At 70.9% G+C, this 19,640-nt stretch carries 22 protein-coding genes; 8 read left to right on the top strand and 14 right to left on the bottom strand.

Annotated elements, in window-relative coordinates; all coding sequences use genetic code 11:
- The first annotated feature begins 57 nt into the window (after window positions 1-57).
- From ACFO60_RS24245 to ACFO60_RS24235, 3 genes are all read left to right on the top strand, one after another.
- Window positions 58-501 carry a hypothetical protein gene (locus tag ACFO60_RS24245; RefSeq protein ID WP_380843759.1) on the top strand — a complete coding sequence of 148 codons (444 nt, stop codon included), beginning with the start codon at window positions 58-60 and terminating at the stop codon, window positions 499-501.
- Window positions 498-860 (top strand): DUF5615 family PIN-like protein, encoded by a 363-nt coding sequence (locus tag ACFO60_RS24240; RefSeq protein ID WP_380843757.1) that lies wholly within the window; start codon window positions 498-500, stop codon window positions 858-860. The genes ACFO60_RS24245 and ACFO60_RS24240 overlap by 4 nt, the downstream gene beginning before the upstream one ends.
- A gap of 102 nt (window positions 861-962) precedes the next feature.
- A complete protein-coding gene (locus ACFO60_RS24235; RefSeq protein WP_380843755.1) occupies window positions 963-1,358 on the top strand; it encodes a VOC family protein in 396 nt (131 codons plus the stop codon).
- Between the two features lie 12 nt (window positions 1,359-1,370).
- On the opposite strand, the gene ACFO60_RS24230 is transcribed toward ACFO60_RS24235, so the two are convergent.
- Window positions 1,371-1,895: an STM3941 family protein gene (locus ACFO60_RS24230; protein ID WP_380843753.1), complete on the bottom strand. Its 525-nt coding sequence runs from the start codon at window positions 1,893-1,895 to the stop codon at window positions 1,371-1,373.
- Window positions 1,896-2,173: 278 nt separating this feature from the next.
- Window positions 2,174-2,641 (bottom strand): ATP-binding protein, encoded by a 468-nt coding sequence (locus ACFO60_RS24225; RefSeq protein ID WP_380843751.1) that lies wholly within the window; start codon window positions 2,639-2,641, stop codon window positions 2,174-2,176.
- A 372-nt stretch (window positions 2,642-3,013) separates the two neighbouring features.
- Here ACFO60_RS24225 and ACFO60_RS24220 point away from each other — a divergent pair, with 372 nt between their 5' ends.
- Together ACFO60_RS24220 and ACFO60_RS24215 are read left to right on the top strand one after the other, a co-directional pair.
- A complete protein-coding gene (locus ACFO60_RS24220) occupies window positions 3,014-3,889 on the top strand; it encodes a helix-turn-helix domain-containing protein (RefSeq protein WP_380843749.1) in 876 nt (291 codons plus the stop codon).
- 20 nt (window positions 3,890-3,909) lie between these two features.
- Window positions 3,910-4,107, top strand: a complete 198-nt coding sequence (locus ACFO60_RS24215; protein ID WP_380843747.1) for a DUF397 domain-containing protein — start codon at window positions 3,910-3,912, stop codon at window positions 4,105-4,107.
- Window positions 4,108-4,167: 60 nt separating this feature from the next.
- Here the strand turns inward: ACFO60_RS24215 and ACFO60_RS24210 are convergent, their stop codons facing one another.
- Window positions 4,168-4,536, bottom strand: coding sequence for a group I truncated hemoglobin (locus ACFO60_RS24210; RefSeq protein WP_380843745.1), 369 nt, complete (start codon window positions 4,534-4,536; stop codon window positions 4,168-4,170).
- A 171-nt stretch (window positions 4,537-4,707) separates the two neighbouring features.
- Window positions 4,708-5,523 (bottom strand): SAM-dependent methyltransferase, encoded by an 816-nt coding sequence (locus ACFO60_RS24205; RefSeq protein WP_380843743.1) that lies wholly within the window; start codon window positions 5,521-5,523, stop codon window positions 4,708-4,710.
- A gap of 139 nt (window positions 5,524-5,662) precedes the next feature.
- On the opposite strand from ACFO60_RS24205, the gene ACFO60_RS24200 reads away from it, so the two are divergent.
- A complete protein-coding gene (locus ACFO60_RS24200) occupies window positions 5,663-6,604 on the top strand; it encodes a DUF5996 family protein (protein WP_380843741.1) in 942 nt (313 codons plus the stop codon).
- Window positions 6,605-6,736: 132 nt separating this feature from the next.
- Here the strand turns inward: ACFO60_RS24200 and ACFO60_RS24195 are convergent, their stop codons facing one another.
- Window positions 6,737-7,258: a phospholipase gene (locus tag ACFO60_RS24195; RefSeq protein WP_380843739.1), complete on the bottom strand. Its 522-nt coding sequence runs from the start codon at window positions 7,256-7,258 to the stop codon at window positions 6,737-6,739.
- Between the two features lie 303 nt (window positions 7,259-7,561).
- On the opposite strand from ACFO60_RS24195, the gene ACFO60_RS24190 reads away from it, so the two are divergent.
- Window positions 7,562-8,710, top strand: coding sequence for a geranylgeranyl reductase family protein (locus ACFO60_RS24190; protein WP_380843737.1), 1,149 nt, complete (start codon window positions 7,562-7,564; stop codon window positions 8,708-8,710).
- On the opposite strand, the gene ACFO60_RS24185 is transcribed toward ACFO60_RS24190, so the two are convergent.
- The 8 genes from ACFO60_RS24185 to ACFO60_RS24150 form a co-directional block, all read right to left on the bottom strand.
- Window positions 8,664-9,473 (bottom strand): MerR family transcriptional regulator, encoded by an 810-nt coding sequence (locus ACFO60_RS24185; protein ID WP_380843735.1) that lies wholly within the window; start codon window positions 9,471-9,473, stop codon window positions 8,664-8,666. The genes ACFO60_RS24190 and ACFO60_RS24185 overlap by 47 nt on opposite strands.
- Entirely contained in the window at window positions 9,470-10,276 is an 807-nt protein-coding gene (locus ACFO60_RS24180) for an alpha/beta fold hydrolase (protein WP_380843733.1), read from the bottom strand. The genes ACFO60_RS24185 and ACFO60_RS24180 overlap by 4 nt, the downstream gene beginning before the upstream one ends.
- A 117-nt stretch (window positions 10,277-10,393) precedes the next feature.
- Window positions 10,394-10,711 (bottom strand): alpha/beta fold hydrolase, encoded by a 318-nt coding sequence (locus ACFO60_RS24175; RefSeq protein ID WP_380843937.1) that lies wholly within the window; start codon window positions 10,709-10,711, stop codon window positions 10,394-10,396.
- A gap of 261 nt (window positions 10,712-10,972) precedes the next feature.
- Window positions 10,973-12,109, bottom strand: coding sequence for an NrfD/PsrC family molybdoenzyme membrane anchor subunit (nrfD, locus tag ACFO60_RS24170; protein ID WP_380843731.1), 1,137 nt, complete (start codon window positions 12,107-12,109; stop codon window positions 10,973-10,975).
- On the bottom strand, window positions 12,106-12,933 hold the full coding sequence (locus ACFO60_RS24165) for a 4Fe-4S dicluster domain-containing protein (RefSeq protein ID WP_380843935.1): 828 nt from the start codon (window positions 12,931-12,933) through the stop codon (window positions 12,106-12,108). The genes nrfD and ACFO60_RS24165 overlap by 4 nt, the downstream gene beginning before the upstream one ends.
- A gap of 77 nt (window positions 12,934-13,010) precedes the next feature.
- Window positions 13,011-16,238, bottom strand: coding sequence for a formate dehydrogenase (gene fdh, locus ACFO60_RS24160; protein ID WP_380843729.1), 3,228 nt, complete (start codon window positions 16,236-16,238; stop codon window positions 13,011-13,013).
- Between the two features lie 246 nt (window positions 16,239-16,484).
- Entirely contained in the window at window positions 16,485-17,276 is a 792-nt protein-coding gene (locus tag ACFO60_RS24155; protein ID WP_380843727.1) for an isocitrate lyase/PEP mutase family protein, read from the bottom strand.
- Window positions 17,277-17,280: 4 nt separating this feature from the next.
- Window positions 17,281-17,778: a carboxymuconolactone decarboxylase family protein gene (locus tag ACFO60_RS24150; RefSeq protein ID WP_380843725.1), complete on the bottom strand. Its 498-nt coding sequence runs from the start codon at window positions 17,776-17,778 to the stop codon at window positions 17,281-17,283.
- A 47-nt stretch (window positions 17,779-17,825) separates the two neighbouring features.
- Here ACFO60_RS24150 and pdxR point away from each other — a divergent pair, with 47 nt between their 5' ends.
- A complete protein-coding gene (gene pdxR / locus ACFO60_RS24145) occupies window positions 17,826-19,268 on the top strand; it encodes a MocR-like pyridoxine biosynthesis transcription factor PdxR (protein WP_380843723.1) in 1,443 nt (480 codons plus the stop codon).
- 20 nt (window positions 19,269-19,288) lie between these two features.
- Here pdxR and ACFO60_RS24140 read toward each other — a convergent pair whose 3' ends face one another.
- Window positions 19,289-19,609: a DUF952 domain-containing protein gene (locus ACFO60_RS24140; protein WP_380843721.1), complete on the bottom strand. Its 321-nt coding sequence runs from the start codon at window positions 19,607-19,609 to the stop codon at window positions 19,289-19,291.
- Window positions 19,610-19,640 lie beyond the last annotated feature (31 nt).

Genomic DNA, 19,640 nt, shown 5'->3' with positions numbered 1-19,640 from the left:
ATCTGCTCCGTATCGAGATGAGCACATTCTGTTCCGGAGTGTGACTACAATGTAGTCATGGCACCGACTCCACGGTCGATCAGGTTCGAGGAAGCCGTACTCGATAAGCTCGTGCGGTTCGTAACGGAGCATCCCGGTCTGTCGGTATCCGCCGCGGTAAACCTGCTCGTCGCCGAGGCACTGCGGATGGAAGAGCATCCCGGCATCATCTTCCGATCCGGGCCTTTCGGACGGCGCGCTGTGACGGTGAACGGCCCGGATGTCTGGGAGGTCGTCCAAGCGGTCAAGACGACTCGTGCGGCCGACACCGATGCGTCGGCCCAGGAGATCGTCGAGATGGTGAGCGAACACTCGGGCATCACGCCGCAGCAGGTCACAACCGCGATTCGCTACTGGTCGGCCTACCCCGAGGAGATAGACGAGCAGATCAAGGCCGCCGAGCATGCCGCCACGGCCGCGGAGGAGCGATGGCGCCGCGAACAGGGCCTGCTGGCCTCGTGAGCGCACGGCTTCTTCTAGACGAGATGTTCGCGCCATATCTGGCGGCGGAACTCAGGGCCAGGGGTTACGACGTGGTCGCCGTGGCAGAGTGTGACACGGGGCCGGGCACTCCGGATGACGGCGTGATCGAAATGGCCATCGGTCAAGATCGCTGCATTCTCACCGAGAACATCCGCGACTTCGAGATCCTACGAGTCCAACGGCTCACGCAGGGACGGCCGTGTGCGGGCCTGCTCTACAGCGCTGCTCACCGGTTCCCCCGCACCAAGTCGGCGATGGGCCGACTTGTCGACGCGCTGGAGGAACGGCTCTCATCTGGCCGCCTGCCTTCACCGGACCGAATCGACTGGCTGCCGTAAGAAGCGGCGCCGGCAGTTCGCCACCGTCCGTCCCTCGGCAGGGGCCACGGCTGCCGATTACGATGAGAGGACGGCATCACCCGTGACAGGGGGGATACAGACATGGCGATCTCTCTCGATCACACCATCGTCCCCGCGCGGGACAAGCGGGCCTCGGCCGCTTTTCTGGCCGGCATTCTCGGACTGCCCGTCGGTGAACCGGTGGGCCCGTTCATCCCCGTGCGGGTCGGGGAGCTGACCACGCTCGACTTCGCCGACGTCGACTTCGCCACCAGGGGCGTCGGCGAGATCTCCCCGCACCACTACGCCTTCGCGGTCAGCGAGGCCGAGTTCGACGAGGTCTTCGGCAGGATCATGGACGCGGGCCTTGACTTCTACGCCGAGCCCCACGAGCCCAAGCGCCACGGAGAGATCAACACCTGGCGCGGCGGGCGCGCGGTCTACTTCGACGACCCCGACGGCCACATCATGGAGGTGATGACGGCGCCCTCCGCCTGACCCGCCGGCGGGTCAGGCGGGCGCGGTCGGGGGGTAGTGCTTCCCCACTTCGGCCAGGAGTTCGTCGAAGGAGCGGTCGAGTCCCACCGTGCCGACGCTCAACCCTTCGTACTTGCGGGCGGCCATCGCCGCCAGAGGGCGGAAGACGCCCCGCGGCAGATGACGCCGCCAGGCCGCGGGCTCCATATGCATGATCATGAATCGGACGCGCTGGTTCTGGAGCACGGAGATCTGCTCGATGTCGGTCCACGGGATCGGCCCGGCGGACACCCGCCAATCGTGGACGCCTTGGGGCCCGACCCGGATGACCACCGGATCGGCCATGACGAAGAACCATGCCCACCCGGCGGTGAACACCGAGAACATGACCGCTCCCAGCCACCCGAGGCCGACCGTGAGGAAGCTCGGCTCGATGGACAACCAGTCGAACGCCATCGCCGCGCACACGCCCACCATGGCCATGCCGAGCAGCATCATGAAGAACATCTTGGGTCGGGAACGCCGCCATTCCACGACCCCGGTCTCGCCGGATTCCATGATCGTCACCCCATGTCGCGCAAGATCCCCCGATCCCGTCACCCGCTCAACGTCGATTCGCCGCCGGAAGTTCTCCTCCTGACCTTCCCCAGGCCGCCGGCCGTCCCAGCACCTTCCCTCCCGCCCGTGCCGTCCTCACCGCCGACCACCTGCTCGCCGACTCCGCGAGCGCGACGACGAGCCACGACGCGTCCGCTCACCAGTACGACCAGACCGCCTTCGCCGGCACGGCGATGTACTGAGTTCTTCCCTTCTCCCCTTCTCCGAGATCGTGCGTCTCATCGTCCGGTCGTGTCCGCCCGACCGGCCTCTTGGGCACGGGAAGCGCCGGGGGCTGTGCGCGTCCGGCGCCAGGCGGCCCAGACGGTCTTTCCTGTCCCGGTCTCGTCCGCCGTGTGGACGACGCCCCAGCGGTCCGCGAGCGCCTCCACGATGGCCAGCCCTCGGCCGTGGATCGCCTCCGGGCTGAGGTGGAGGCGGCGCGGGTCCTCGGGACCGTGGTCGGTGACCCGCACGCAGAGTTCCTCCTCGGTCGCCCACACGGAGAGCCGGACCGGCGGCCTTCCGTGCACGACGGCGTTGCCGAGCAGCTCGCCGACCACCAGAACGATGTCGTCGGTGACCTCCTCCGGCACGGCCCAACCGCGACACGTGCCTCGCACCATGCTCCGCGCCCCGCCGATGACCGCCGCGTCACACGGCAGATCCCAGCACACGGTCCGCAGCCCGTCCGACATGGCACTCATGGCGACTCCTTGCCGGAGATGAAGGGATGGAACCGGATGGACGTCGTCCCCCTCGTCCTTGGGATCCCGTCGATGCCTCCCGCTCATCTCTGCTCCGGAGAACGGCTCGTGTACTGGTGCGGGTGTACGTGGCGGCACACCGGGCGGGCATCAAGAGCCCTTGTAGACTTCCCCATGGGATCGGACCTCCGCTGTCCGTCTCTAGAGGTCCGCCGGGTGTTCGCAGCATCCGGCGGACTCCGTCGCCTGTAGTCGGCAATCTCTGTCATTCGGTTCCCACGCGCGGCAACTCCATGGCAACCTTGCGTCATCATGCACTAACAGAATGTCACCTGCAATAGTGCGTACGAAAAAAGGCGAGCGGAGTAAAGCATGGGCAGGCACGACAGGAGCGTCCACGGTTCGAGTCCAACCCTGCGGGCGCGGCGCCTGGCGACTGAGCTGATCAGACATCGTGAAGCCGCAGGGCTGAGCCGGGAAGAGGCCGCGCGCCGACTCGAATGGTCGCCGTCGACGATCTTCCGGATCGAGACCGGGCGTTCCAAGCCTCAGCCCCGAAGCGTCCGCGAGTTGCTCACGCTTTACGACGTGGCGGGTTCTGAGCGCGACGGTCTCATCCAGCTCGCTCGCGAAGCACGCGAACGAGGTTGGTGGCACTCGTTCCGGGATGTCCTCCCCGACCCGTACGAGGTGTACATAGGGCTCGAAGCGGGCGCTGCTTCCCTGCACAACTTTGAACCCGTGACCATTCCAGGCCTGCTCCAGACCGCCGACTACGCCAGGGCCGTCACCAAAGGCGGGGCACAGGAACTCGGGAAGGAGGAGATAAAGCGACTTGTCGAAGTCCGGCTCACCCGCCAAAACGTCCTCGCCAAGGAAGACCGCCCTCGCCTATGGGTCGTGATAGACGAGGCGGCCGTTCGCCGGATGGTCGGTGGGGCACAGGTCATGCGCGCGCAGTTGCGGCACCTCGTCACAGTGGCCGACGAAGGCAAAACCACCCTGCAGGTCGTTCCGTTCGGCGCCGGAGCGCACGCCGGCACATCGGGTTCGTTCGTCATTTTGGGTCTGCCAGAGCCGGCCGACGCCCAGGTCGTCTATGTGGAAACGCTGACCGGTGATTTCTACCTGGAAGAACGAAATGACGTTTCAGCCTATACAATCGCTTTTGAAAGGCTTCGTGCTACCGCACTCTCGCCGGACGATTCGATCGGTCTGGTGAAACGGGCAGCCGACGACCTGGTCTAGACACCCCAAGGAGTCGCGGGATGGATTCCCCCCGTCTGACCTGGCGCAAGAGCGCTTACAGCGGGCAGACCGGCAACTGTGTCGAGGTGGCGAGTCTTCCGGGTGGGGGGCGGGCTGTGCGGGACAGCAAGGTTCCCGAGGGGGCGGTGCTGGTCTGCGCCCCTCGGGAGTGGCGGGCGTTTCTTCAGGGCCTGAAGGGCGACGGCCTCTCCCGCTGAGTCCGCTTCCGCATCGGATTACGGCCGGTAAGGACGTTGATGAACCGCTTGAGCGACCGGTCAGGCGGCCGCCTGGTTCTGGGTGATCTGCTCTTTGAGGGGGGCGAGGGCCGAGGCGATGGTGCCGATGGTCTCGGCGGAGACCCCGCAGGCTTCCAGGGCTCCGGCCAGGTGGCCGACCACCGTGTCGAAGTCCTGTGCGGAGATGCCGAGGCTCGCATGCGCCTCGCCCATCGGCTTGCCGCGGTACTCCTGGGGGCCGCCGAGCGCCGCGGTGACGAAGCTCCGCTGGTGCGCCTTGAGCCTGCCCATGTCGACGTCCTGGAAATAGCCCGCGAGCGACGGGTCGGCGACGACGCGGACGTAGAACTCGTCGACGACCGCCGCGACCGCGCTCGCGCCCCCGACCTGATCGTAGATCGACGCCATGAGGTCTCCTTACATCAACGGTGTACTCCACCATTGATGTGAGGATGGCCATTCGCCGTTGCGCACGGGAAACAGGGAGACCGGCGGTTCTGTAGCCGGTGTATCACCGAGAAGACCTCCCCGTAACGAGCGTCGGGAAGCGGCTGTCGAGGGGCGGCCCGCCGGAGGCGGTCAGCCGGGGAGTCGGGCGACGCCGCCGATGATGGTGGGCTTGCTGAGGTCGATCTCGGCGTCTCCCTCGAACTCGGGCCGCCAGGAGGAGACCGGCACCAGGCCGGGCGGGAGGAGCTCCATGCCGTCGAAGTAGCGCATGATCTCCGCGTGGTCCCGCGGCTTGACCGAGCCGGTCGCGGTCCTGGTGTACAGGGCGCGGACCTGCTGATCGGTACGGCTGCCGACCTCGCCGGTGTATCCGTGCGAGATCGCCAGGTGGCTGCCGGGAGCCATGCGCCCTCGGAACTCGCCGACGATCGCCGCCGCCTTGTCGTCGTCCGGCACGAAGTGCAATATCGCGAGCATCAGCACGGCCACAGGCTGGGAGAGGTCGAGGTGCCGCGTGACGTCGGGATCGTCGAGGATGCGCTCGGGCGTGTTCACGTCGCCCCGCACCACGATGGTGCCGGAGCTGTCGGCGAGCAGCGCGCGAGCGTGCGCCAGCACGATGGGGTCGTTGTCGACGTAGACGACCTTCGCGTCCCCCGCCGCCTCCCTGGCGACCTGGTGGACGTTGCGCTGGGTGGGGAGCCCGGCGCCGATGTCGAGGAACTGCCGGATCCCCGACCCCGCCAGGAGGCGCACGGCCCGGCCGAGGAACTCGCGGTTGGCCTGGGCGAGTCGGCGGATGTTCGGCACGAGCGCGATCATCTTCTCGGCCGCCTCGCGGTCGGACGCGAAGTTGTCCTTCCCGCCGAGGTAGTAGTCGTACATCCGGGCGACGCTCGGAATCGACGGGTCGATGCCCGGAACCAATGGGTCGTTGACCGTCATTTCCCCGCCTTCCGTCTCGTGGCGATCTTACGTCGGGCCACGGCTTCCTGGCCCGCGACTCGTGAAACGGCGTCATCCTCCGGGCGAAGGGCGGGGAGTCGTGCGGCGGCCGGCGGCACAGATAGGGCACGCTGGTGCCATGGAGCTGTTTCCGCAGATCCCCCTGGCCCAGTGGCAGGACACCAAGGCGACGCTGCACCGCTTCGCCCAGGTGGTGGGCAAGATCAGGCTGGCCGCCGGCGTGCGGCGCAACCATTGGTGGAACGCCCCGTTCCACCTCACCGGACGCGGTCTGACCACCCGCCCGATGGGACAGACCGGTGGCAACCCCGTCTTCACCATCGACTTCGACTTCGTCGCCCATCGGCTGGAGATCACGCGGCTCGACGGCAAGGCGATCTCGTTCCCTCTGTACGGGCGGTCGGTGGCGTCCTTCTACGGGGACACTATGCGGGCGCTGGCCGACCTCGAGATCGACGTGCGCATCGACGTCCCCCGGCCGTTCGACCTGCCCGACGCCGATCGGCCGTTCGCGGAGGACACCGAGCACGCGGCCTATGAACCCGCCCTGGTGACCCGCTACTGGCAGGTCCTCAGCCAGGTGAACCTGCTGCTGGAGGAGTTCGCCGCCGGCTTCTCCGGCAAGATCAGTCCGGTTCACCACTTCTGGCACACCTTCGACATCGCCTGCACCAGGTTCTCCGACCGGCTCGTCGAGCCGTCTCCCGACGCCGACCCGGTGACCCGCGAGGCGTACTCGCGGGAGGTGATCAGTTCGGGGTTCTGGTTCGGGGACGACACCTTCCCCGAACCGGCCTTCTACTCCTACACCGCCCCGGAGCCCGAGGGGCTCTCAAACGAACGCCTGCTGCCCCCGGTGGCGAGGTGGACCGAGCGGGGCGGCGGTCATCTCGCGGTGCTGCGCTACGCCGACGCCCGCGCCGACACCGACCCGCACGCCGCCGTGCTCGCCTTCTTCGAGAGCGCCTACCGGGCCGGAGCCCGGCGCGCCGGCTGGGACATCGCCCGCCTGGCCTGCCCCGGCGGCGTCACCGACCCCCTGCTGCGCCCGACGCCGTAGGCCGGCCTTGGTCATGATTCCCTGCGCCTGCTCGTGACGGGTGCGTGAAGCAGGCGCAGGGGGTGGTGCTGTGGCGGCCGGGAACCGGGGAGGGTCAGGGAGCGGTTCCCGGGGCCGGGTGGTCGGATCCGGTCACGCTCCGGCGTTCTGCGCGTTTCGTTCGGCGGTCTGGCGGATCTGCTCGATCTGGGCGTCCGTCACATTGAGGGAGCCGAATTCCTTGACGGCCTGGTAGTAGGTCCACGCGAGGCTGTTGCAGGTTGCCCTCGGGATGGTTGAATATCCCGCGCACACCTGCTTCATGTCGTAGTAGAACGAGTCGTCGATGCGCGGCTTGTTCGCCGGGAACTGGCTCACCGCCTTGTAGTTGCGGTAACCGAAGTCATGCCGCCTGCACGGCATTCTGAAGTCGAAGCCGAGGGGCTGGTCGGGGCTGGTCGAGCACAGGTCCGTCGACCAGTCGAAGGCGTAGTCCGCCCAGTTCCCCTGGTTCTGCCAGGCGGAGCGCCAGCTCGACGCGCTGGCCGACGTCGGCTGCGTGAAACTGGAAAGTGCGGCGAGTTTTTGCTCCAGCGTCACCGCGTATGCGGGGAGCGTTAATCCGAGTATTGTGACGAGGGAGAGGGCGACGGCTGCGAGGACTCGTCTGAGCATGGGGGGCTCTGCTTTCGCGTGGGGGGATGGCTCTCACGGCAGTGTTCTGCCAATGCACAACAATGCGGCGAAATATCCGGCTACGCCGGAACAGATCTTCATCAAGACCCGAGCCGATATTCGCGAACAATCGCTCTTTACAGGATGACTGCGTCCTGTAAGATCGATCTTCAACGTTCGCGTGGCCATGGCCGGCGCGGCGATCCCCGTGACCAGGCCGCCACCAGGGCCGGCGTCGCGGTCGCCCCGCCCCGTCCGCCCCGTCCTCCGTCCGGTGGCGTTCCGCTGTGGCAGGCTGGCCGGGTGCTGGAGAACTGGGACGTGGTCGTGGTGGGGGGTGGGCCGGCGGGGGCGGCGGCGGCCATCCGGGCCAAGCAGCTGCGACCGGACGCCCGGGTGCTGCTCGCCGACAAGGCCGACTTCCCGCGCGACAAGGCCTGCGGGGACGGCATCGCCGCGCACGGCCGCGAAGAGCTGGCCCTACTGGGCGTCCCCGGCCTGATCGACGACTACCGGCCCGCGCGGGGCCTGTCGGTGGTGTCGCCCGGAGGGGCGCGGGTGACGGCCGCCGTCGCCCGTCCCAACCACGTCGTCCCGCGCACGGTGTTCGACGCCCGCCTGGTGGACGCCGCCCGCGCCCGGGGCGTCGAGGTGCGCCGCCACCGCGTCCGCGCCCTCACTCTCCATGACGATCACGTCGTCCTGGACGGGGCCCTGTCCGCGCGCACCGTCGTCGCGGCCGACGGGGCGAACTCCGCCGTGCGCCGCCTCATCGGCGTGCCGCCGGCGCCGGACAGGCACACCGCGATCGCCGTGCGCGGCTACGCCGACGTGCCCGCCGATGACGACGTTCAGTTCATCGCCATGCAGAAGGACGGGTGGCCCGCCTACGCCTGGTCCTTCCCGGTCGGAGACGGCACCGCGAACGTCGGCTTCGGGATGATGCTGCCCCGGCTGCGCGCCACCGGCCGTCCGGGCCGCGAGGTGCTGCACGGCCGGCTCGCCGAACTGCTGCCCGATCTGCCCACTCGTGACCTGCGCGCCCACCACCTGCCGCTGTCCCCCGGCCGCCCCAGGCCGGGCGCCGGGCGGGTGCTGCTCGCCGGCGACGCGGCGAGCCTGATCAACCCGCTCACCGGCGAAGGCATCTACTACGCGCTGCTCTCCGGCCGGCTGGCCGGAGAGGCCGCCGCCGAGGCGGGCGCGGACCCGCTGGCCGCCTACCGCCGCAAGCTGCGCGGCGCCCTCGGACGGCACCTGCGCACCACGGACGTGCTCGCCCGCGCCGCCCAGTCGCCCGGGTTCATCGACGCCGCGATCGCCACCGCCGCCCGCCACAAGGAGGTCTTCGACCTGCTCGTGGACGTGGGCCTCGGCGCCGGGACCGTCCCCGCGCCGATCGCCCTCACGGTCGCGCGCCGCTGGCTGTGGAACGGCCTGCGCCGAGGCTGAGGACGCCGGCCGCGCGCCATCTCGCCTCGACCAGCGCGTTCAGCCGAGCCCAGGCCGGCCTCCGCTCTTCTCCGTGCTGACTGAGCAGGCTGTACCGGATCGCGCCGTCGGTGCGGGCCTGGAGGCCGGACGGGATGGGCAGCAGCGCGGGATGGGCGAGATAGTGGTCGGCCATGGCTGAGGCGAGTTCGTCGATCCGGGGGTCGTCCGGCTCCCACTCGGCGGCACGCCACATGCGCTTGATCAAGGAGACGTACCGAGGGTCGTCGAGGCCGCGCTCGACCCGGGCGATGTAGTCGTCGAAGCCCTCCGGCACCAGGGCCCTGATCAGCACCAGGCCCTCCCGGGCCATCGTCACGTCGCCGGGGGTGAAGCCGAGATCGGCGGCCACCTTGTCGAGCTTCGCGAGCACGCGGTCGGGCAGCAGCGCCCGGTCGCCGGTGGCGAGCCGGCGCAGCATGTCACGCCGCGCGATCAGCTCGTCGATGCGATCATCGAGGCGCCGTTCGACGTCGACGAGCGCGGCGGCGAACCGGTCGGGATCGGCGTCGAGTATCGCCCCGATCTCGGCCAGCGGCACCCCGGCGGCGGCCAGCATCCGGATCTGGACGAGCCGCAGCAGGTCGGCCGATCCGTAGCGCCGGTAGCCGGAGCCGTCGCGCCGGGGTTCGTCGATCAGGCCGTGCTTGTGGTAGTGCCGCACGGTCTTCACCGTGACGCCGGCGAACGCCGCCGCCCGGCCGATCGTGACGCCGTCCGTCATCCGCGCGGCCGGCCCTGTGATCGCAGGGTGTCCGCGAGTTCGCGAATCGCGTCCGCGACGGCGCGGTAGTCCTTGCGCAGCATGTTGCCGTGGTTGCCGGCGACCTTCGCGCTCACCTTGATGTTCGGGTTGCGGGCGAGCACCGGGCCGAGGGTGGCGCGCATCCGTTCCATCTCCTCCCGGCCGCCTCCGAGGTTGCCGCCCGTGGCGACCACGCACCGGACCGGGAAGGTCACGCCGTCCAGGACCGGGCCGAGAGCGCCGCAGATCTCGACGAGCTCGATGTTGCTCCGGACATGCTCCTCGACGGACATCTTCGCGCACAGGCGCAGTGGACGCAGCACCGGGAACAGCCAGCCCCACCTGCGGAACAGCCCCCTGATGCGTTCCGGGGTGATGGTGTCGGTCCAGCCCTGCGGGTACGCGCCGTCCACGGACACCATCCCAAGGACGCGGTCCGGATTCCGGTCGGCCCAGTGCAGCGCGACGGGCGCGCCGTAGGACCAGCCGACCAGAAGCGGCCGGTCCACGCCCCTCGCCTCGAGGACGGCGTCGACGTCACGGACGTTCGCCTCGAACGAATAGTCCGCCGAACGCCTCGACCGGCCGCGTGCCCGCATGTCGTAGGTGATGTGCCGGTAGCCGCCGCCGAGTTCGGCGATGACGCGCCGCCAGTACGACTGGGTGGCGAACTGGCCATTGAGGTACAGCACGGAACGGCCGGGCCCACCGGTGTCGGTCACGGCCAGCGCGGTGTCGTCGGCCGGCACCATGCCGGTCCAGGTCCGGTTCGAGTCGGTCACCCGTTCAGCGTGCACCCTGCCCCAAGGTCAAGGTCAACCTCGCGTGCGTGCGGCGACCGCGCCACCACAAACCGCCTGATCGATCACAGGCAGAATGGATACGTCTCATCGTCTCGTTCAGTCCGCCTGCGCGGCGTGGATCGCGGTGAAGGCCAGGAGGAGGGCGGCGGTCCGCGACGGATCCTCGAGCATGGGCGAGTGTCCGACATCGGGCAGCAACTCGACCCTCGCACCCGGAACGGCGCGGTAGTCGGCGGCGGAGGAGGATCGCCATCTCCGGTCTTCCCCGCCGAAGATCACCAGCAGCGGCGTGCCGAGGACCGTCAGCCGATCGGGGAGCGCGCGCTGTTGCAGGTAGTCGTCGGCTGCCCGCGATGTCGCGGTGAGCGCATCGTAGGTCATCCCTCGCACATCGTTGACGAGCTGTTGTGGGATGGTCCGCTTCGACCATGCCGCCCACCGCCTGGCCGCGGGTGAAGGCTCGGCCCGAGTCGCGGCCGACGGCGGCTACGCCGACCAGTCCCACCTGCATCGGGACGTCGTGGCGTTCACCGGAGTAACCCCCACGACCGTGGCCGGCGAGCCATTTCTGGCGGTTGACGACGTCGCATGGACCGGCCACGGAACACCCGTCCAAAGACCCACGCGCACGGCCTGGCCCAGAGGGCGGCCCACCGGCCCGGCCGCCCGCACGGCCTAGCCCGGTGGGGTGGACAGGTGGGCGCGTTGCGGGATGACCGTGTAGCGGGGGTCCTCGGTGGAGGCCACGCCGGCCGAGTAGACGCCGAAGCGCACGCAGGCCGCCGCGGCCAGCAGGGCCGCGCCCGAGACGGCCGCGAGGGCGCGTTCACGGCCGGTGCCGGCGCGGCCCGCACCACGGCGGCCCGCACCGTGGCGGCCCGCACCGTGGCGACCCGCACCGCGGCGGCGGGCGACGCCACCGAGGCCGGCGCCGCCAAGGCGGGCACCACCGAGGCCGATGCCACCAAGGCCGGTACCACCGAGGCCGGTGCCACCAGGACCGGCAGAGCCGCCGGTGGTACGGGCGCGGGCGACGCGACCGGCGGCCAGGGCGCCGAGGGCGCCCACCAGGCTCAGCGCCTCTCCCGCGCGGCACAGAGTGCCCGGCCGTCCACGCTCGTACGCCTCGGCCACCATGCCCATGCGGCGGCGCATCAGCCGTCCCGCGACCAGTTCCAGCGCGGCGCCGATGACGGCGGCGTGGCGCGCCGGGGCGTTCTCCGCCGCCGGCGCGGTGAGCAGCGCGGCGCCGGCCGCGGTGGCCATGGCGGAGCCGGCGAACAGGAACGGCATCTCGCGGTGTCCCTCGTGCCAGGCGGGCACGGCGGTGTCGGCGATCAGCACGGCGGTGTAGGTGCCGACCGCGGGACCGAGGACCGCCGCGCCGTAGCCGGCCGCGCGTCCCACCGCGGCGTACCTGCCGGTGAGGTCGGTGAGCGCGCTGACCCCCACCAGGGGCGCGTACGCGGCCAGCAGCCAGGACCCCATGTTCATCGGCGAGGTCGGTTTGACGACGCGCAGCATGTTGACGAACCGCGCCGGGCGCCCGAGATCGGCGACCAGCGCCACCATCGACAGCGTGATGCCGGTGAGCGCGGCGACCTTGGTGGCGCGGGCGAGCCCCGGGCGGCCGGTCAGCTGGCCGCCGGCGGCGAGCGCCGAGGACGCCCCGGCCAGGCCGCCCAGGTACAGGTACCCGGCGATGTACCGCTCGTGCCAGACCGGCGGCTTGAGTATCCGCCGGTCGTAGTAGGAGGCGAACTCCTCCGCCATGTGGGTCGCCTGGCCGTCGGCCCGGGCTCTCGTGGTCATCTCACTCCTCGGCGGGCCGTGGCGAACGCGGCGGCGACGCCGCAGGCGAGGGTCAGCGCCGCGGCGGCGGCGTGCCGCCACATCGAGGGCAGGTCGCGGGTGGTGTCCATGGGGGCGGGTGGAAGGCCGTACACCTCCGGTTTGTCCAGCAGCAGGAAGAACGCGCCGTTGCCGCGGACGCCGTCCTGCGGGTCGTGCCCGTAGAGGCGGGCGTCCTCGACGCCGTCGTGGCGCAGCGACCGCACCCGCGCCTCGGCCCGTTCGAGCAGCTCGTCCAGCGGCCCGTACTGGATGGACTCGGTGGGGCACGCCTTGGCGCAGGCCGGGGTGAGCCCGTCGCCCATCCGGTCGTAGCACATGGTGCACTTGAAGACGCGGCCGTCGTCCTCGCGCTTGTCGATGACCCCGTACGGGCAGGCCGACACGCAGTAGCCGCAGCCGTTGCACACGTCCTGCTGCACCACCACGGTGCCGAACTCCGTGCGGAACAGCGAGCCGGTGGGGCAGACGTTCAGGCAGGCAGCGTCGGTGCAGTGCTTGCACACGTCGGAGGCCATCAGCCAGCGCAGGTCGCCGGTCCCAGCGCCGGCGAAGGCCCCGCCGTCCGGGGCCGGGGCGCCGGAGTGCGCGGGCGCGCGGACGGGTCTGCTCTGCTCGATGAAGGCGACGTGCCGCCAGGTGGACGCCGACAGCTGCTCGGTGTTGTCGAACGACATGGCGGTCAGCTCGAAGGGCGCGTCCGCCGGCAGCCGGTTCCACTCCTTGCAGGCCACCTCGCACGCCTTGCATCCGATGCACACGGAGGTGTCGGTGAAGAACCCCATGCGCGGCGGATGCTCGGGGTAGCCGCTCTCCTTCTGGACGTCGGGCGGCGCGGTGGCCGCGGGCACGGGTCGCGCCGTCATCTCATGCCTCCGTGGTGTGCGGGCTGGTCGATGCCGGCGCGGCGGCGGAAGGTCTCCACCAGGCGTTGCAGCCCTGGCCCGCGCGGCCGCCGCCCGGGCTGGATGTCGGCGGTGAGCACCTTGGTCTCCTGGATGTCGGCGTTCGGGTCGAGCACGATGGAGGTCAGCTCGTTCGCCGGGTCGCCGGTGGCCAGGCCGTTCGGCCCCCAGTGATAGGGCAGGCCGATCTGGTGGACGACCCGGCCGTTCAGGTGGAGCGAGGGCATCCGCTCGGTGACCATGACCTTGGCCTCGATGGCGCCGCGCGCGCTGATGACGGTGGCCCACCCGCCGTGTTCCAGCAGGCGCTCCTCGGCCAGCTCAGGCGACACCTCGCAGAACATCTGCGGCTGGAGCTCCGCCAGGTACGGCACCCAGCGGCTCATGCCGCCCGCCGTGAATTGCTCGGTCAACCGGTAGGTGGTGACCACGTACGGGTACACCTCGCTGCCGGGCGGGTGGTAGCGGTTGCCCGGGCGGTCGTAGGTCAGCCGCGCCGGGTTGGAGCGCTGCGAGGGGTGCAGCGTGTTCTCGGCGGGGGTGTCCTGCGGCTCGTAGTGCGTCGGCAGCGGGCCATCCATCAGCCCGGCCGGGGCGAACAGCCAGCCTTTGCCGTCGCCCTGCATGATGAACGGGTCGATGCCCGACAGCGCGTCGGTGCCCCGGGCGCCCTCCGGCGGACGGTAGTCCGGCGGCCGGTCCTCGATGAAGTCGGGCACGTCGTGCCCGGTCCACCGGCCGATCGAGGCGTCCCACCACACGAACGCCTTGCGCGCGCTCCACGGGTCGCCGTTCGGGTCGGCCGACGCGCGGTTGTACAGCGTGCGCCGGTTGAGCGGCCAGGCCCAGGCCCACTCGCGGGAGGTCCAGCTCTGCTCGGTGTGCGGTCTGCGGCGCGCCGCCTGGTTCACGCCGTCGGCGTACACCCCGCAGTAGATCCAGCAGCCGCACCGCGTCGAGCCGTCGCCGCGCAACTGGGTGTAGGTGGACAGGAGCCGCTCGTCGGGGCCGTACCCGTTGATCTCCTGGAGCACGGCCTCGGCGCTCGGCTCGTCGAGCGGTCCCTCCACCGGGTAGTCCCAGGTGAGGTCGAGGAAGGCGCGGTCGCCGGGCTCGCGGGAGCCGGCCAGCCTCTCTTTGACCATCCGGCCGAGGTGGTACATGAACCAGAGGTCGCTGCGGCGGTCGCCGGTGGGCTCGACGGCGGTGTCGTGCCACTGGATCAGGCGGTTGGTGTTGGTGAAGGTGCCGCTCTTCTCGGTGTGCGAGGCGGCCGGGAAGAAGAACACCTCGGTGGCGATCTGCTCGGTGCGCAGCTCGCCGTCCTGCACCTCGCGGCCGTCCTTCCACCAGGTCGCCGACTCGATGAGCGAGAAGTCGCGGACCACCAGCCATTCGAGGTTGGCCATGCCCAGCCGCTGCAGGCGGGCGTTGGCGGCCCCCACCGCGGGGTTCTGCCCGAACAGGAAGTACCCCTTGCAGACGCCGTCGAGCTGGGCCATCGTCGTGTCGTAGGCGCTGTGCGAGCCGGTCAGCCGGGGCAGGTGCCCGAAGCAGAAGTCGTTGTCCGGCGTCGCCGCGTCCCCGTAGTAGGCCTTGAGCAGGCTGACGACGTAGCTGCGTGCCTCGGCCCAGAACCCCTTCTCCGTGCTGATGACGTCGATGAAGGTGTCCAGGTTCTCGTCGCTGTGCGCGTAGGGCATGGGGATGTAGCCGGGCAGCAGGTTGTACAGGGTCGGGATGTCGCTGGACCCCTGGATGCTGGCGTGGCCGCGCAGCGCCATGATGCCGCCGCCGGGCCGCCCTATGTTGCCGAGCAGCAGTTGCAGGATGCTCGCCGCCCGGATGTACTGCGTGCCCACGGTGTGCTGGGTCCACCCGACGGCGTAGGCGAAGGCGCTGGTGCGGTCGCGCCCGGAGTTCGACGTCAGCGCGTCGCACACCCGGTGGAACAGCTCGGGCGGGATGCCGCACGTCTCGTGGACGAACTCCGGGGTGTAGCGGGCGAAGTGGCGTTTGAGTATCTGGTACACGCAGCGAGGGTCGGTGAGCGTGTCGTCGTGCTCGGGGTGCGCGCCGACCGGGGCGCCGCCCGAGCCGTGCGCCTCGCTGCGGCCGGGCAGGTGGTATTCGGAAAGGCGCAGCCGCCGCCCCGACACCGCCTGCACCGACGACCCCTTGTACCGCCAGGTGCCCACGTCGTACGTGCGGGTCTCCGGGTCCCAGCCGCTGAAGAGCCCGTCCAGGTCCTCGGTGTCGGCGTAGGCGTCGGTGACGATGAACGGGGCGTTGGTGTAGTTCAGCACGTACTCGCGGAAGTCCTTGCCCTTCGACAGGACGTGGTTGATGATCGCCCCGAGGAAGGCGATGTCGGTGCCCGGGCGTATCGGCACGTAGAGGTCGGCCATCGCGCTCGTCCTGCTGAAGCGCGGGTCCACGTGGATGACCGTGGCGCCGCGCGACTTGGCCTCCATCACCCACTGGAAGCCCACCGGGTGCGCCTCGGCGAAGTTGGAGCCCTCGATGATGATGCAGTCGGAGAACTGCAGGTCCTGCAGGAACGTCGTCGAGCCGCCGCGGCCGAAGGTGGTGCCGAGGCCGGTGACCGTTGAACTGTGGCAGACCCGCGCCTGGTTCTCGACCTGGATCACGCCGAGCCCGGTCATCAGCTTCTTGATGAGGTAGTTCTCCTCGTTGTCCAGCGTGGCGCCACCCAGGGTCGCGATGCCGAGCGTCCTTCCGACGCGTCTGCCGTCGCGCTCCTCCTGCCAGGTCTCGCGGCGGGTGCGCACCACCCGGTCGGCGACCATGTTCATGGCCGTGTCCAGGTCGAGCTGTTCCCACTCGGTGCCGTACGGCCTGCGGTACAGGACCGAGTGCTCGCGCCCCGGGCCGGTGGTGAGCTGGAGGGACGCCGAGCCCTTCGGGCAGAGCCTGCCCCTGCTGATCGGAGAGTCCGGGTCGCCCTCGATCTGCACGACCTTGCCGCCGGACACGTACACGTTCTGGCCGCATCCCACCGCGCAGTAGGGGCAGACGGACTTCACCACGCGGTCGGCGGTGGCGACGCGGGACCGCAGGGCGTCGGTGGCGGGCGACCTGGCCGCCGCCCCGAGGCCGCCGCGGTCGGGGCCGGTGAGCTGCCGTAGCACCGGCCACCTGCCGAGGAACCCGCTCATCCTCATACAGCCCCCCGCCCGCCGCTCGCCGGGCTGATCTCGCACCGTCGCCGTCGGGGGGCCATGCGCTTCCTGCGGGTATCTGCCCCTTATGGTCGGGCGCCAACCTCCCGTCATGGCCGCCCGCCGGCCTCCCGCCGTGGCCGCCCGCGGGCCCCTTTCGCGGCTACCCGCCGACCCTTGTCGCGGATGCCCGCCGATCTTGCGCTGGGTGCCCGGCGCCCCCTGTCGCGGATGCCCGCCGATCTTGCGCTAGGGCTGCACGCCGGCCGCCCGGCCATCGTTGTAGGGGCTGTGACCTGCGGTGATCGCCGACAGCATCGCGGCGAGACTCTGCTGGACGGCGGCGTGCAGACCGGAGCCGAAGCTCACGCGGGCGACGCCCAGCTCGGCCAGTTCCGCGAGCGGCGGGACGCCTTGGCGGAAGTACACGTTGACCGGCCCGCCGATCTCCTTCACCAGCGTCCTGATCACCTCGCGGTCCGCGGCCATGATCGGGTAGACGCAGTCGGCGCCGGCGTCCAGGTAGCGGCGTCCGCGTTCGGCCGCCTCGGCCGTCCGCCGCTCGGGCGGCCCCTCGCCGTGGATGAAGGTGTCGACCCGGGCGTTGATCACCAGGTCGGCTCCCGCCTTCGCGGCGCCGGCCCGCACGGCCGCCAGGAAGTCGGCCTGCTCGCCCGGTTCGGCCGGCACGCCGGTCCGCGGGTCGGAGTCCTCCAGGTTGAGCCCGGCCACCCCGGTCTCCGCGAGCCGCTCGCCCAGCTCGGCCGGCGCGAGCCCGTATCCGCGCTCCAGGTCGGCGGTGACCGGAACGGGCACGGCGCGGACGATGCGGGCCACCGCTGAGAACATCGCGCCGGCCGGGGTGTCCTCCTGGTCGGCGTGCCCGAGGACCGCGGCGACCGCCCCGCTGCTGGTGGCCACGGCCGGGAACCCCGCCGCCACCACGGCGCGGGCGGAGGCGGCGTCCCAGATGTTGGGCAGGACCAGCGGCCTGCCGGGCACGTGCAGCGCGCGCAACAGCGCGGCCTTGTCCTGCGGCATCGGCTCAGCCCGACGAGGGGTGGTAGTGGCCAGGGGCCAGCCGGGACGTGACGCCGACGCGGTTCCAGGCGTTGATCACGATGACGGCCCAGATGAGCTTGGCCAGTTCGTCCTCGCTGAAGTGCTGCGCGGCCTGGTCGTAGACCTCGTCGCTCACCCCGCCCGGCAGCAGCGTGACCGCCTCGGTCAGCTCCAGCGCGGCGCGCTCGCGGCCGGTGAAGAACGGCGTCTCGCGCCAGGCCGTCAGGGCGTAGATGCGCTGTTCCCGCTCGCCCGCGGCCCGCGCGTCGATCGTGTGCATGTCGATGCAGTAGGCGCAGCCGTTGATCTGCGAGGCGCGGATGCGCACCAGTTCGAGCAGCGGGGCCTCAAGGCCGCTCCCGGCGACGAGGCCGTCCAGGTCGGCGAGCGCCTTGTAGATCTGCGGGGTCTGCCTGTTCAAGGTGACACGGCGCCGCGCCCGCACGGTGGCGGCGGCGTCCGTGGTGTTCGTCGTTGTCATGCGACCCATGCTAGGAAACGAGTGGACCGACGGTAAGGTCCATTCTTGTGTCGACAAATTGGTCCACTTTCGGAATTGACCTGCATGTCGAGTTCAACGCCGGCGCCGGCCGGCGCGACGGCCTCGAACACGCGCTGCGCGACGCCATCCGCGCGGGCCGGCTCGCACCGGGCACCCGGCTCCCCTCAAGCAGGGCGCTGTCCACGGAGATCGGGCTTTCGCGCGGCACGGTGAGCGCCGCCTACGACCAGCTGGTCGCCGAGGGCTACCTGACGTCCCGCCAGGGCTCGGGCACGTCGGTGGCCGAGATCTCGCCGCAGCGCACGGGCGCGCCGCCCGAAGGCGGCGACGACGTGACGCCCAGGTACGACCTGCGGCCGGGCCGCCCTGACGTGACGACGTTCCCGGCGGCGGCGTGGCTGCGGTCCACCCGCCGGGTGTTCTCCACCGTCCCCGCCGCCGCGCTCGGGTACGGGTGGCCGGGCGGCACCGTCGAACTGCGGACCGCGCTGGCCGCCTACCTCGGACGCACCCGCGGGGTGCTCGCGGGCCCGGACCAGATCGTCATCACCACCGGGTACGTCCAGGCCCTCGCCCTGCTCGCCGGGATCGTCGGCGCCGGCGAGCGGCCGCTGATCGCGATGGAGGACCCCGGGTTCGCCTTCCACCGGAACGTCGTGCGCCGCGCCGGGGCCGGCGTCCTGCCGCTGCCGGTCGACGCGCGCGGCGCGCGCACCGGCCTGCTGACCACGACGGCCTACGACGGCACGGGCGCGGTCGTCGTGACGCCCGCCCACCAGTACCCCACCGGCGCCACCCTGCATCCTGATCGCCGCCGCAGCCTCACCGACTGGGCGCGGAGCACCGGTGGGCTGATCATCGAGGACGACTACGACGGCGAGTTCCGCTACGACCGCCAGCCCGTCGGCGCCCTTCAGGGCACGGCCGCCGATCATGTGGCCTATCTCGGCACGGCCGCGAAGACACTGGCGCCGGGGCTGCGCCTCGCCTGGATGGTCCTCCCTCCGCACCTGGTCGGGCCGGTCACCGACGCCAAGCTGCACGCCGACCACCACAGCGAGACGCTGGCGCAGCTCATACTGGCCGACCTCATCACCTCCCACGCCTACGACCGGCACGTGCGCGCGCGCAGACTCCGCTACCGCCACCGCCGCGACCTCCTGGTCTCCCGGCTCGGCGCCGCATCCGCCCGGGGGCGGCAGGGCGGCGTCCGCGTGGAAGGCATCGCCGCCGGCCTGCACGCCATGATCGGCCTGCCTCCCGGCGGCCCGGACGAGCCGGAGGTGCTGGAACGGGCGCGGGCGCGCGGCCTGGCCCTGGACAGCCTCGGCGAGTACTGGCACGGCGGGGGCGCCGACCGCCCGCAGGGCGTCATCGTGGGCTACGGCACGCCGCCGCAGCACTCCTATCCCGCCGCGCTGGACGCCCTGGCCGCCGTCCTCGGCGCCTCGAGGATCGGCACGTCATAGACGGGCGGCCGAGGCCGGCGTCACAGGGAGAAAGGGGCGACGGAGGTGACGGCGCGCGCGGGAAGGGGGCCGTAGATGTGGGGGAAGGCCTCGTCCGCGCCGGGGGGCACCTCGAAGCGGACGTCGCAGTCCAGCAGCGCCTCGTCGATGGTCAGGACGACCAGGGGGTCGGCGACGCCGGCGTAGAAACGCTCGGCGACCCCTCGCAGCTGCGCCGGGCCGGCGCTGGCGTGGATGAACCCCTCCTGTTCGAGGGTTCGGCCGAGGGTCGAGACGCGGTATTCACCGGCGCGCACGGCGGCGTCCCAGTCGGCGGCCAGCGCGAGATGCAGGATCGTCACCGGGCCGAGCCTAGGTCACCCGGGAGACCCG

The organism is Sphaerisporangium dianthi (assembly GCF_042654065.1).
In the GTDB taxonomy this organism is placed as follows: Bacteria; Actinomycetota; Actinomycetes; order Streptosporangiales; family Streptosporangiaceae; genus Sphaerisporangium; species Sphaerisporangium dianthi.
The sequence above is the reverse complement of the archived record's forward strand: the minus strand, read 5'-3'. Positions and strand labels throughout refer to the sequence as shown.